This window comes from Coprococcus phoceensis, from assembly GCF_900104635.1.
GTDB lineage: Bacteria > Bacillota > Clostridia > Lachnospirales > Lachnospiraceae > Faecalimonas > Faecalimonas phoceensis.
The window spans coordinates 143,024-156,239 of the sequence record NZ_FNWC01000006.1; the positions used below are offsets into that span (position 1 = coordinate 143,024).

Here is a 13,216-nt window from a genome sequence, read left to right on the forward strand (position 1 = left end):
ACATTCTGCGGTATATTATATACAAAATGCCCGCTTTGGTCAGGCTTGAGATGAAGTCGATCCAAAACGGGCATTTATTACAAGGCGGATCATCTTTTGCGCAAGAGTGTACGGCGTTGAGGGTAAGTTCAGATAGTGAAAAACTTTTATAAAAAGAGGGAGAATAAATTGCAGATTCAGCAGAACTGGCACAGGTAGGTATTATTATGAACGAGAATATGAAAATTTTAGTGGATGCAGATGCTTGCCCGGTAGTAACTATTGTAGAGCTGATTGCACAAAAATATCAGATACCGGTAATTTTATTATGTGATACCAATCACGTACTGGAGTCTTCGTACAGTCAAGTTGTGACTGTCGGTGCTGGGACAGATGCGGTTGACTTTAAATTAGTCAGCATCTGCAAAAGAGGAGATATTGTCGTGACTCAGGATTATGGCGTGGCTGCTATGATTCTCGGAAAAGGTGCTTATGGTATTCATCAGAGTGGAAAATGGTACACAAATGAAAACATAGATCAGATGTTAATGGAACGCCATTTGGCAAAAAAAGCGAGAAATACAAAAAAACGACAGCATCTAAAAGGACCTGCAAAAAGAACGGAGTTGGATAATAAAAGATTTGAAGAGGCGTTTGACAAGTTGATATGTACAATATTGGGCAGGTAAGAAAAAGAGCATTAGAGGGAGAATAAGATGGAAACAATTTTACAAAAATATGAATTTCGAATGATTCGACTAGAGGAGACGGAACAAGCAGCAGAGATTGAACAAATCTGTTTTCCGCCAAATGAAGCGTGTTCTTATGAGCACATGGCAGCACGTATAAAAAAGGCACCGGATTTGTTTTTGGTAGCAGTGGATAGGGAGACAGGAAAATTAGCAGGATTTCTCAATGGTTTGGCAACAGATCGGGAACATCTCACCGATGATTTTTTTACAGATGCCAGCGTACATAATCCGGAAGGAAAGAACATTATGCTGCTTGGTCTGGATGTGCTTCCGGACCATAGAGGTCAGGGATTGGCGAGAGCGCTAGTGGATGAATATTTGAGAAGAGAGCGGGAAAAGAATCGCAAGTTAGTCATTTTGACCTGTGTAGAAGAGAAAGTAAATATGTATGAAAAATTTGGTTTTCATGATCATGGCATCGGAGAGTCTAATTGGGGCGGCGAGCAGTGGCATGAAATGAGCATTCATCTGTCTGACACTTGTGAAAGAAAAAACTAAAGGGAGATACACGGTGATATCTCCCTTGTTGTCATATCAAGGCTCAATCGTTCGAGCCATACAGTTATTTACAATTTGTTATAAACCATCTCAAGCAGATCGACAATCTCATCAACGGTAAATGCACTTGTGTCTATGCTCAGATCATAAGTGTTCATCTCATCCCAGCTCTGGTCGGTGTAGTAGTTGAAATAGTAGCTTCTGTCTTTATCCATCTTGCGCACTAAGGAGTGAGCGCCCTTTTCATCTAGTTGGTATCGCTCCATAATGGTTGAGATACGGACATCTAAAGGGGCGTACAGATAGATATTTTTACATCTTTCTTCATCGCGGAGCACATAATTACCGCAGCGTCCCACAATAATGCAGTCTTCTTTTGAAGCCATTTCTTTGATAATCTTTGACTGCAGGTTGAACAGAATCTCATCAATGTGACCGTAACGATAGTGACGATCGATATTGCTGTTTTCGTCTACTTGATACCGCCAAGGTTTTTCTCTTTTTTCGTCTACCAGTTTCAGTTGGTCATATGGAATATCTGTGTGTTCTGAGGCAAGTTTGATCAGATCCTTGTCATAACAGTTGATTCCGAGACGTTCTGCCAACGCAATCCCGATTAGACGTCCGTTACTTCCAAATTGTCTTCCGATTGTAATAATTCGTTTACTCATAAAAACAACCCCTTTCCAGATTTATTTGATATCCCTATTATACCACAATAAGTTGTTATTGCGGGAAATATAGAAATAATTTATAATACAAAATAGATTTTAAGTTACAATAATCTCTCGGAATCCTGAGTGATTATTATCGGCAACAGCCGAAATGCGTACTTTGAAAAGTAAATATGATTCGGAACAGAAAAAAGAACATGGAAAACAGACATAACTGTCGCTATGCCTGAAAAATAGTGTATAATGATCAAAGGATTATGCCACATTTAAAATCAACTTTGCGAGGGTGGATTCAAAGGGCAAATCCCAAGCATCCAAATGCTGAAGCATGAGGATGTGATACAGGCGGCAGTACCACATCTTAGTTGAGCGGTGTCTGCCGCTTTCTAATTGAAAGTCTATTTTCTCACGTTTATTCGAACGTTCTGCTGAAGTTCTGGCATTGTATTCTAACTTCCATTGTTCACTGTCACGAGGCGGGAAATTGATCAGCCTTGGATTATCTTTCATTGCAAGATGAACGGTGCGCCCATATTTGGAGTCTGAGCAGGGAGTGCTACAAGAACATCCGTATTTACGGCTGGCAAGCGGACAACGGAATTTTAACCGTGCCTTTGAAGGCTCAGAACCGTCATGATTCATTTTTCGTCCTGCTTTGCAGATAGGGACACCATCTTTTCCAATGGTAAAATCATCTTTGTATTTCATGCTGATTCCCCGCTTTTCGTTTAAATCAATGAAAGGCTGAATATCATTCTTGCGACAGTATAAGTAATAAGACATGGCATCATGAGCGGAATCTAAAAGCCATTTTCTGACATGAAAATCAGGAAGAAAAGCTTTGAAACGAAAGTAAGCTTCCAAAAACCCATGAGAATCATGCTTTGATGCAGGATTGAATAAAGGAAATAAAGGCAGGTCGCTTTCTGAGTTCGCTGCAACCAATATATATAAGTGGTAGCCATGGTAAAAGCATTCTCTGGAAGAATCATAACCGATGTCACAGTCAGGCTGGGAAAAGTAACGGTCACAATGACAGGAAGTAATTCCATTTTTGGAACATTCGCAAATACGGTGCTTCCGTTCGCGTGCAGATGTTGTAACAGGCATTCCATCGCCGGCAATGGAAAGATTGGAGATATCAATCAATCCTTTGGATATGGAGACCGATAAAAATTCATGATCATAAATCTTGAAAAGAGAAGCATAAGGCTGTTCATCTATGGAAAAAGAAGAATGTTCCATAGATTGGAAAAGTTGTTCAACTGTGACTTTTTCAATGGGTTCTGCCTTATCGCCTTTTTGTTTTGGTTTTTTGACCTTCTTCTTTTTTACAGGATGGATATGAGGAGAAAGATTATCAGAATCAGAATCCCAAAGCCTGTCAAGGAAGTCATAGAAGGTGCCGACACCGGGAGTATCACCAAACTGGAATCCGCTGAGGATTGCATAGAGTGGATTTATCTTCAATTGAGCAGCCCAATCGGTAAGGGAATGGACTTTAAAATCAATGGAAAGAAGATAAGAACGTTGCATACAGGAAGGAGTCCTTGGTTTTGGACCAAAGACAGAGTATTTGCTGCGGAGCAGTTCATCGGTATAAGAAAGATCGAGATTCCAGAAACGTTCGATGATGTCCCATGTTGATTTAGCAAAAACAGTGGGATCCGGATAATATTTACGAAGGTTTTCGAGTACAAAAGTTTGATAGGCGGTATGACCGCCGGAATTAACAGGTAACATAAAAATCGCCCTCCAGTCGATGAAAATAAAATATATTCAATCGGCTTCGCCGCAAATTTTGAGCGATTTGTCAAGACTTTTTGGGCAAAAAAGGGGGGGATTTTAATAAAAAAGGAATCTGCAAGCCTTGATTTTACTGAGCTAAAGATTCCGAGAGATTATTTACATACTGTGGAGGAAAAGAAAATGAGATTTAGAAAAAGGCTGTTATCGGGTCTGATTGCCGGCATTTTAGTGATGGGAACCGTGGGAATGAATGTGGATGCAGCAAAGATACAGGTAGATCAGCAGATTCCGGCGGAAGAAGTAGACAGTGTCTATAATCAGGAAGTGGATTCGAATGCGCTGGCCGGATGGCCTGTCGGACCGAATATTTACAGCGAATCGGGAATTGTAATGGATATGGATAGTGGCGCCATTCTCTATGCAAAGAAAATAGATGATCAGCATTATCCGGCGAGCATTACAAAGATTTTGACTGCAGTGGTCGTTTTGGAGAACAGCCAGTTGACAGATCGGGTGAAATTCACACAGAATTGTATTGATTTTCTCGAATATGGAGATGCACATATCGGAATGAAAGTTGGCGAAGAGATTTCGATGGAAGATGCCTTGTATGGAATGCTTCTCGCTTCGGCGAACGAGGTGTCTTATGCCATTGCAAACAGTGTAAATGGCGGATACGATAATTTTATCAATATGATGAATGAGAAAGTGGCTGAACTGGGAGGCACAAATTCACACTTTGTAAATGCAAACGGACTTCATAATGATGAACATTATACTTCGGCACATGATATGGCTTTGATCGGAGCTGCCGCATTTAAATATGAAGAGTTTCGAAAAATAACAGGTACTCGTCAGTACACAATTGGACCGACTGCGCTTACGAGCGAATCAAGAACATTTCAGCAGAATCATAAGATGCTGTTTCAGGGAAACCGCAATTATTATGAGTACTGTGTAGGAGGAAAGACAGGATATACAGATCAGGCATTGACGACACTTGTAACATTTGCGACAAAGGATGATAAGAATCTTGTGGCGGTTACTCTCAGGGTTCACGGAGGCGGACAGAATGCATATGTAGACACGAGAGCAATGCTGGATTATGCGTTTGATAATTTTTCAAAGGTTCCGGTAACGAAAGAACAGGTTACCGACAAAAATATAAAGTCTGTCGACGAGAATGCATATGTCATGTTGCCGTCAGGAGTGACTTTTGATAAATTGGATGCCACACTGCAGGAGCCAACAGAGCTGGGAGATAAAAGTGGAACTTTGATCTACACTTATCAAGGTCAGGAAGTTGGAAAAGTGCCTGTGACTATTACCGATAAATATTATAATAAGATACATGGAATAGAGGAAAAGAAGACTGCAAAAGCGGAGAAGAAAGAGACAAAGAAAGAAGAAGGACTTCCAACAGTAGTTGTAGTTTTACTGGTTATTTTAGGGATTGTGATTCTTTTCGCATTTGCATTGATTCTTCTGTTAGCTTATAAGAGAAAAAAAATAAAAGAACGCCGCAAGAGAGCTCGCATGAGACATCAGAGACAGCAGCGAATGAAAAGAGAATAATTGGAAAAAATTACACTTGCACTGAGGAAATAGTCTATTGTATACTAGAGAGCGATTAGTTAGAAAAGACTACTCATAAGTGAATAGAGAAACTGAGGCCTGCCCACAAATAGACATACCTCAGTTTTTTTGTTGAAAAATTTACAAATAAGAAGAGGAAAGGATGAAAATGCTTGGATAGAAAAAGATTTAGTAAAAAAGTACTATGGATCGCGGGAAGTATAGCGGTGTGTATTTTTTGTATTTCAGCAGGGATTTTTTTGTGGAACAGACAAAGTAAGTCTCAAAGTACAGTGAAAGAGAAGCTAGATGAGGTGCAGGAAATACAAAATATAAATGCGAGGGACAATGTGGCAGAGCCCGATGCATTTGAAGGAAAAGAACTTACGAAAAAGGAACAAAAGAAATTGGAAGAAAAGTTGGCAGAAGCTGTAGCATCGACAGGGCAGGATGAACAGAATAAGCAGGATACAGCATCGAAAGAAACAAATACACAGTCATAGGAAATTCAGCAATCAGAAGTGGAGCAGCCATCAGAGGAGGAGAATCAGTCAGAAACGGACAAACCTTCAGATAACAATGATGAGCAACAGACAGAGCCGGAAGAGCCGGCAGAACAGCTCCCAATTGTAAAGGAACCGGGCTGGGTAACAGGAATATACTAAGGAAGGACTAGAACAGCGAATGACAGTAAAAGGAAATAAGAGGAAAATCTACAGACAGTTGGAGGGCAGGTAAGAACCGTTGAGCCGATGGGCTTTGTTTTTTGTCCTGCATAAAAGACAGTTATATCTTCTTCAAATACAAGATGGAAGATTACACATGTAGATGATGCATCAGAATTGAGCAACTGGGTTAAGATTTACCATTCTCCTGCAAAACCGGGAACAGTTCCATCGCACTGGGCAATCAGTGAGCCGGAGTCGTGGACCGGAGGTTTGACATCACCGACGTTCTATGCATACTCTATGATGTTAAATACGTCTATTTGGAATACAGATACGGCGTCCAATAAAGGATACCCAGTCTTACGCGGAATGCCGGATGCTGTGGAAGTGTTTGCGTTTGAAGGAGATATCCAGATGCAGATGACATTGAGCGGTCAAAACGACGATGACACATGGGGAGATAATGATCTAGTTATGCCTGGCACAGGTTGGGAGTAATCTAATGTAACCGGATGAGTAAGAGTGGAAAAGGACTGGCGGATTTTTACAGATTTGCCGGTTCTTTTCAGATAAAAAGGAGAAGCAGATGACGACAGAAAGGGAAGCCGAGTACATATTTTATATGGCATGTGCAGTTGTGGGAAAGGTGAACGTGCCGTTTCCGAATGTGCGGCCAGATTGGCAGAAGATATATGAGATAAGTGCTTATCATCGCATTGAAAATATTGTGGCGTATGCGGTGGAACAACTATGCCTGAATAAAGAATATTGTGAACAGATACCGGATGAAGTAAAAAAGCAGTTTCAAAAAGCAAGATTATCCGGAATTATGCGGGAGACGATACAATACCATGAATATGAAAAGCTGACAAAACTTTTTGAGGAGGAAGGCATTGAGCGGATGCTGCTGAAAGGCGGTTTGTTAAAATACGAGTATCCTTCTCAGGACATGCGGTTTTTGACAGATTTGGATATCTTAGTAAAGACAAAAGATCTTGAGCGGGTATCTGTGCTGATGGAAAAGCTTGGATATCGGGTCCTGCATAAGGGAGGGCATCATGATGTCTATCAGAAAGAGCCTTGTATGACAGTAGAAATTCACAAAGACTGTGGGACAGGCTATGAGACTTTGGATAATTATATGGAAGGAGTCTGGGAACGAAGCACAAAAAAAGAAGGATGTCAGACAGAGTATCAGATGTCCTGGGAAGATTTTTATCTGTACCAGACAGGACATATGGCGAAGCACTTCGAGCATGGAGGAGCAGGGATACGGATGCTGTTAGATTTTCTTGTGTTTGAAAACACAAAGATGAGTTGCTGCAATACAAAAATTGTGGAAAATCAGCTAACTCAGGCAAAACTTTTTACAATGGAAAAGAAAATCAGGGAGTTGCTTCAAAAAGGAAAATGTGGTGAGAGCCTTGAAAAAGAGCCGGTCTGGAATTATATAGTACAGAGTGGAACTTATGGTCTTTTTCAGTTTCATTTACAGACAGAGGTCAATCGATATGAGAATAAAAAAGCTTATTTCCTGCAGAGGATATTTCCAAACCAGGAACAGTTAATTGTTGCATATCCGTGGCTGGCACAATACCCACGGAGAATTTGGATGGCGTGGATACATCGTTTGACAAAAAAAGTGATATGTTCTCCGGGAAAGATAATCGGAGAATTTCGCACGCTTAGAAATCAGGATCAGAATAAAAAGATAAGAGCATGTATGAAAGAGATGGGATTGGAGGAAAAATCATAGCATGAAAATTAGAGAAGGATTTATATTGAGAGAGGTAGCAGGAGTGTTTGCGGCAGTTCCGGTGGAAGGAGAGAGCAGACAGTTCCACGGCATGATACAATTGAATGAGACAGGAGCATTTCTGTGGAGAAATTTGGAAAAAGAATGTACGCAAGAGCAGCTGGTGAAAGCGCTAATGGAAGAATATGACGTGGAGGAAAAGCAGGCAAAAAAGGATACTGCAGCTGTAGTGGGAAAATTTCGGGAAGCAGGAATTTTAGACGAGTAGGAAATGTGAAAATGCCTTTTTATTAAAAATATCTTAAAATGTTCGTAATTTTCGACAGAATATGATATAATCATTGAGTTTAAATGAAGCAAAATGTGAAACATGCGAAAGAGGATTCATTAAATGATTAGAAAAAGGACAAATCAAGAGCAAAGAGAGGCATTTGAGGAATTACAGCAGAGGAAAAAAAGAAAACTGGAGAACGCAAGAGATCGGCAAAGTTTGGACGAGGATGGAAAAACAAGATCTAGAAAGCGCAGAAAAAATAAAAACAGGAAAAATGTAAGACGCAGAGGGAGAGCAAAGCCGCACAAGGTAGGATTGACTCTTGTCACAATTCAGGCAATTGTGTCGATGTTATGTGTTGGTATGCTCCACATTATAGGAATTATTCCGTTGAAATACATGCTTATAATCGGAGGTATTCTATTGTTGCTGCTTGGGCTTACACTATTTACGCAGTTGAATAGAAAGAAGAAAGCAATTGGCGGAAAGATATTGAGTGTAGTCCTGATTATGGTGATCAGCGTCGGAACATATTATATCGGAAAGGCGAACGGGGCATTGGACAAGATTACGGGAGGCAACTATAAGATTGATAATATGGTTGTAGCTGTATTAAAAGATGACCCGGCAAAAGATATCAAAGATACTGAGAATTACACGTTTGGTGTTCAGTATAAGATGGGAAGAACGGATATGGAGGCAGCTATTCAGATGGTTTCCGAGGAGCTTGGAAAAGACATAACGGTAGTTGAATATCAAGATCTTCAGGAACAGGCAGAGGCACTGCATGATAAAAAAGTAGATGCGATTATTTACAATGAAGGTTATACAGATAATATTTCTGAGTCATTTGCAGGATATAAAAAGAGTGTTCGTATTATTTATGAGCACAAGATTAAGAAAGAACTTGCCAGCACGTCGGTGGATACGAGCATACAGGATCCATTCAGTGTGTATATCAGTGGTATTGATGTGTATGGGGATATTGAACAGACAAGCCGAAGTGATGTGAATATCATTGCCACAGTGAATCCAAAGACGCATCAGATTCTTTTGGTTACTACACCGCGAGATTACTATGTGCCGATTCCGGGCATTTCCGGAGGGGAGAATGATAAGCTGACACATGCCGGAAATTATGGTGTGGATGTTTCAATGAAGACATTGGAAGAGTTGTATCAAGTTGAGATTCCATTTTATGCCAGAATTAACTTTACTTCTTTAATTGACATTGTAGACCATTTAGGTGGTGTTGATGTATATTCTGAGTATGCATTTACGACAAGTAAGAACTCGGAACATGTCATGGATGTACAACAGGGAATCAACCATTTTAACGGTGAAGAAGCGCTGGCATTCTCAAGAGAACGTGAGAATGTGCCGGGCGGAGATAACCAGAGAGGAAAGAATCAGCAGGCAGTTATCACGGCCATGATCAAGAAAATGATTTCGCCTCAGATGCTTATGAAAGCGAACTCAATTATCGACGACGTAAGTGGAAATGTAGAGACTAACATGTCTCAGGAACAGATCCAATCTTTGATCAAGACACAGTTGAGTAAAGGCGGAAGCTGGAATATTTATTCAGTCGCAGCGGAGGGAACCGGAGGAAAAGATATCTGTTATTCGGCAGCTAGCTCAGGTCCGCTCTATGTTACATATCCGGATGAGACATCGGTTGCAAACATTGAGGATTTGATCAACCGAGTGGAACAAGGAGAAATTATTGAAGGATCAGAAGTCGCAGAGTAAGAGAAAAAATAGAGAAACCCTTGACGAACCAAGGGTTTCTTTTTATAATGTTAGTGATATATGAAAAAACGTTGACGAAGACAGTAGGATATATTTTAAAGTCAAAGAGAGTCAGGGATGGTGAGAGCCTGATACGAGTAGAATATATTTGAAGATCACTTCTGAGTTGCAGTGACCGAACGAAGTTGTCCAATAGGTACTGCCGGGATTCCACCGTTAGCAGGAACGCATATGTCAGTATGGTGTAATAGGTGGTATAACGAAGGTTTTACAGCTCTCGTCCTGATTACAGGATGGGAGTTTTTTTGTATCAAAATTCAAAAAGGGACAGGGCATGTGTCAATTAGGGACGTAGTAAAATTGAAAAATACTACGTCCCCAAATAAGAAGGAGGAAGAAGAAATGTATCAGAAGGTATCCACAGATTTAAAGTTTGTAGATCGTGAAAAGAAGACGGAAAAGTTTTGGGCTGATAACAAGATTTTTGAGAAGAGTATGGAAAATCGTAAGGAGGGGGAGACATATACGTTTTATGACGGACCTCCGACAGCGAACGGGAAACCGCATATCGGCCACGTGTTGACTCGTGTTATCAAGGATATGATTCCGAGATACCGTACAATGAAAGGGTACATGGTACCTAGAAAAGCAGGATGGGATACACACGGACTTCCGGTAGAGCTTGAAGTGGAAAAGATGCTTGGATTAGACGGAAAAGAACAGATTGAAGAGTATGGTTTGGAGCCATTTATCGCACACTGTAAAGAGAGTGTCTGGAAATATAAAGGGATGTGGGAAGACTTCTCTGCGACTGTTGGTTTCTGGGCAGATATGGAAAATCCATATGTAACTTACCACAACGATTTCATTGAATCAGAATGGTGGGCATTAAAACAGATTTGGGATAAAGGATTGTTATATAAAGGATACAAGATTGTACCTTACTGTCCGCGTTGTGGAACTCCGCTTTCCAGCCACGAAGTAGCGCAGGGTTACAAAGATGTCAAAGAGAAATCCGCAATCGTAAGATTTAAAGTAAAAGACGAAGACGCTTATATTCTGGCATGGACAACAACACCTTGGACATTGCCGTCAAACGTGGCTCTCTGTGTGAACCCAGATGAGACTTATGTAAAAGTAAAAGCAGCAGACGGATTCACATACTATATGGCAGAGGCATTGCTTGACACAGTACTTGGAAATCTTGCGGAAGAGGGAACTCCTGCATACGAAGTATTGGAAAGCTATGTCGGTACAGATTTAGAAGGAAAAGAATACGAACCATTATTCCCATTTGTGGAACTGAATAAAAAAGCATACTATGTGACATGTGACACATACGTAACATTGACAGACGGTACAGGTGTCGTTCATATTGCTCCTGCATTTGGTGAGGATGATGCTCAGGTAGGACGTAAATATGACCTTCCATTTTTACAGTTAGTAGATGAAAAAGGTGAGATGACAGCAGAGACACCTTGGGCAGGAACATTCTGTAAAAAAGCAGACCCATTTGTATTAGAAGATCTGGAAAAGAGAAATCTTTTATTTGATGCTCCGAATTTCGAGCACAGCTACCCACACTGCTGGCGTTGTGATACACCGCTTATCTACTATGCACGTGAGTCATGGTTCATCAAGATGACAGCGGTAAAAGAAGATTTGATCAGAAACAACAACAAGATTAACTGGATTCCGGAGAGCATCGGAAAAGGACGTTTCGGCGATTGGCTTGAAAATGTTCAGGATTGGGGAATCAGCCGTAACCGTTACTGGGGAACTCCGTTAAATGTATGGGAATGTGAATGTGGACATATGCATTCAATTGGAAGCATTGCAGAATTAAAAGAGATGTCCGACAACTGTCCGGATGACATCGAACTTCACCGCCCATTTATCGACGCTGTGACAATCAAGTGTCCGCATTGTGGAAAAGAGATGCACCGTGTTCCGGAAGTAATCGACTGCTGGTTTGACAGTGGAGCAATGCCATTTGCACAGCACCACTATCCATTTGAGAACAAAGAATTATTCGAGCAGCAGTTCCCGGCAAACTTTATTTCAGAGGCGGTTGACCAGACTCGTGGATGGTTCTACTCATTGCTTGCGATCTCCACATTGATCTTCAATGAAGCGCCTTATAAGAATGTTATCGTTCTCGGACACGTACAGGATGAGAACGGACAGAAGATGAGTAAGTCCAAAGGAAATGCAGTCGATCCGTTCGATGCATTAGAGACATACGGAGCAGATGCAATCCGTTGGTATTTCTATGTAAACAGCGCGCCATGGCTGCCGAACCGTTTCCACGGAAAAGCGGTTGTGGAAGGACAGCGTAAATTCATGGGTACATTGTGGAATACTTACGCATTCTTCGTACTTTATGCGGAAATCGACCAATTTGACGCAACAAAATACAATTTGGAATATGATAAATTATCTGTTATGGATAAATGGTTACTGTCAAAACTGAACACACTGATCAAGACAGTAGATGATAATCTTGCAAACTACAGAATTCCGGAAAGTGCAAGAGCATTGCAGGATTTTGTAGATGATATGAGTAATTGGTATGTAAGAAGAAGCCGTGAACGTTTTTGGGCAAAAGGAATGGAGCAGGATAAGATCAACGCATATATGACACTTTACACAGCACTTGTGACAGTGGCAAAAGTGGCTGCACCGATGATTCCGTTTATGACAGAAGACATTTACCAGAATCTTGTAAGAAGCATTGATGCAAATGCTCCGGAAAGTATTCACTTATGTGATTATCCAGCTGCAAACGAGGCTTATATCGATAAAGATTTGGAAGCAAACATGGACGAAGTTCTGAAACTGGTTGTTATGGGACGTGCGTGCCGTAATACAGCAAATATCAAGAACCGTCAGCCAATTGGAAAGATGTTTGTAAAATCAAATGTAGTATTACCTGAATTTTATCAGGAAATCGTGGAAGAAGAGTTGAACGTAAAAGAGATGGAATTCACAGATGATGTGAGAAACTTTACTTCTTATACATTTAAACCACAGATGAGAACAGTAGGACCGAAATACGGTAAATTACTGGGCGGAATCAAAGAAGCTTTAGCAAACTTAGACGGAAATCAGGCAATGGATGAACTGAATGCGACAGAAGCTTTGAAATTGGACGTAAATGGACAGGAAGTGACATTGTTCAGAGAGGATCTTTTGATCGATACAGCTCAGATGGAAGGCTATGTATCTGAGAGTGATAATGGAATCACAGTTGTCTTAGACACAAACCTGACAGAAGAATTGCTGGAAGAGGGGTTTGTCAGAGAGCTGATCAGCAAGATTCAGACAATGAGAAAAGAAGCAGACTTTGAAGTGACAGATAAGATTAAACTATATTATCAGGGAACAGAAAAGGCAGAGGCTGTATTTGAAAAATATGAAACTGAAATTGGCGGAGAAGTTTTGGCTACAGAAGTAATCAAAGGAACACCTGGCGGATACAAAAAAGAATGGAACATCAACGGTGAAACTATGACTATGGGAGTAGAAAAATAGGAGGT

Annotated in this window: 12 protein-coding genes; 10 read left to right on the forward strand and 2 right to left on the reverse strand. The window is 40.7% G+C overall.

From position 1 onward, the window contains the following. The first annotated feature begins 218 nt into the window (after window positions 1–218). Both BQ5364_RS01635 and BQ5364_RS01640 read left to right on the forward strand, forming a co-directional pair. Window positions 219–668: a YaiI/YqxD family protein gene (locus tag BQ5364_RS01635; protein WP_044987465.1), complete on the forward strand. Its 450-nt coding sequence runs from the start codon at window positions 219–221 to the stop codon at window positions 666–668. A gap of 27 nt (window positions 669–695) precedes the next feature. Then, entirely contained in the window at window positions 696–1,229 is a 534-nt protein-coding gene (locus BQ5364_RS01640; RefSeq protein ID WP_004613225.1) for a GNAT family N-acetyltransferase, read from the forward strand. Window positions 1,230–1,297: 68 nt separating this feature from the next. On the opposite strand, the gene BQ5364_RS01645 is transcribed toward BQ5364_RS01640, so the two are convergent. Next, a complete protein-coding gene (locus BQ5364_RS01645; RefSeq protein WP_004613224.1) occupies window positions 1,298–1,900 on the reverse strand; it encodes a cytidylate kinase-like family protein in 603 nt (200 codons plus the stop codon). A 258-nt stretch (window positions 1,901–2,158) separates the two neighbouring features. After that, window positions 2,159–3,646, reverse strand: coding sequence for a hypothetical protein (locus BQ5364_RS01650; protein WP_071143513.1), 1,488 nt, complete (start codon window positions 3,644–3,646; stop codon window positions 2,159–2,161). Window positions 3,647–3,832: 186 nt separating this feature from the next. Here BQ5364_RS01650 and BQ5364_RS01655 point away from each other — a divergent pair, with 186 nt between their 5' ends. The 8 genes from BQ5364_RS01655 to ileS all read left to right on the forward strand — a co-directional run bounded on the left by BQ5364_RS01655 (window position 3,833) and on the right by ileS (window position 13,211). Next, window positions 3,833–5,227 carry a D-alanyl-D-alanine carboxypeptidase family protein gene (locus tag BQ5364_RS01655; RefSeq protein ID WP_071143514.1) on the forward strand — a complete coding sequence of 465 codons (1,395 nt, stop codon included), beginning with the start codon at window positions 3,833–3,835 and terminating at the stop codon, window positions 5,225–5,227. Window positions 5,228–5,487: 260 nt separating this feature from the next. Then, window positions 5,488–5,730: a hypothetical protein gene (locus BQ5364_RS17645; protein ID WP_147351797.1), complete on the forward strand. Its 243-nt coding sequence runs from the start codon at window positions 5,488–5,490 to the stop codon at window positions 5,728–5,730. An 18-nt stretch (window positions 5,731–5,748) separates the two neighbouring features. Then, complete coding sequence (locus BQ5364_RS17870) at window positions 5,749–5,892, forward strand: hypothetical protein (RefSeq protein ID WP_004613221.1); 144 nt, start codon at window positions 5,749–5,751, stop codon at window positions 5,890–5,892. A 177-nt stretch (window positions 5,893–6,069) separates the two neighbouring features. Then, window positions 6,070–6,393 (forward strand): hypothetical protein, encoded by a 324-nt coding sequence (locus BQ5364_RS01665; protein ID WP_022250025.1) that lies wholly within the window; start codon window positions 6,070–6,072, stop codon window positions 6,391–6,393. 88 nt (window positions 6,394–6,481) lie between these two features. Then, complete coding sequence (locus tag BQ5364_RS01670) at window positions 6,482–7,651, forward strand: nucleotidyltransferase domain-containing protein (protein WP_071143516.1); 1,170 nt, start codon at window positions 6,482–6,484, stop codon at window positions 7,649–7,651. A 1-nt stretch (window position 7,652) separates the two neighbouring features. After that, window positions 7,653–7,919 carry a PqqD family protein gene (locus BQ5364_RS01675; RefSeq protein ID WP_004613218.1) on the forward strand — a complete coding sequence of 89 codons (267 nt, stop codon included), beginning with the start codon at window positions 7,653–7,655 and terminating at the stop codon, window positions 7,917–7,919. Window positions 7,920–8,042: 123 nt separating this feature from the next. Further along, the gene (locus BQ5364_RS01680) at window positions 8,043–9,677 is read left to right on the forward strand and encodes an LCP family protein (RefSeq protein ID WP_004613217.1); all 1,635 of its coding nucleotides are present in this window, start codon (window positions 8,043–8,045) and stop codon (window positions 9,675–9,677) included. Window positions 9,678–10,079: 402 nt separating this feature from the next. Next, entirely contained in the window at window positions 10,080–13,211 is a 3,132-nt protein-coding gene (ileS, locus tag BQ5364_RS01685) for an isoleucine--tRNA ligase (protein WP_044987355.1), read from the forward strand. Window positions 13,212–13,216: the final 5 nt, after the last annotated feature.

What these genes read in the sequence shown, in the direction of transcription:
- BQ5364_RS01635 (WP_044987465.1), top strand. Translation starts at nt 219, where the DNA reads ATGAAAATTTTAGTGGATGCAGATGCTTGCCCGGTAGTAACTATTGTA.
- BQ5364_RS01640 (WP_004613225.1), top strand. Translation starts at nt 696, where the DNA reads ATGGAAACAATTTTACAAAAATATGAATTTCGAATGATTCGACTAGAG.
- BQ5364_RS01645 (WP_004613224.1), bottom strand. Translation starts at nt 1,900, where the DNA reads ATGAGTAAACGAATTATTACAATCGGAAGACAATTTGGAAGTAACGGA.
- BQ5364_RS01650 (WP_071143513.1), bottom strand. Translation starts at nt 3,646, where the DNA reads ATGTTACCTGTTAATTCCGGCGGTCATACCGCCTATCAAACTTTTGTA.
- BQ5364_RS01655 (WP_071143514.1), top strand. Translation starts at nt 3,833, where the DNA reads ATGAGATTTAGAAAAAGGCTGTTATCGGGTCTGATTGCCGGCATTTTA.
- BQ5364_RS01670 (WP_071143516.1), top strand. Translation starts at nt 6,482, where the DNA reads ATGACGACAGAAAGGGAAGCCGAGTACATATTTTATATGGCATGTGCA.
- BQ5364_RS01675 (WP_004613218.1), top strand. Translation starts at nt 7,653, where the DNA reads ATGAAAATTAGAGAAGGATTTATATTGAGAGAGGTAGCAGGAGTGTTT.
- BQ5364_RS01680 (WP_004613217.1), top strand. Translation starts at nt 8,043, where the DNA reads ATGATTAGAAAAAGGACAAATCAAGAGCAAAGAGAGGCATTTGAGGAA.
- ileS (WP_044987355.1), top strand. Translation starts at nt 10,080, where the DNA reads ATGTATCAGAAGGTATCCACAGATTTAAAGTTTGTAGATCGTGAAAAG.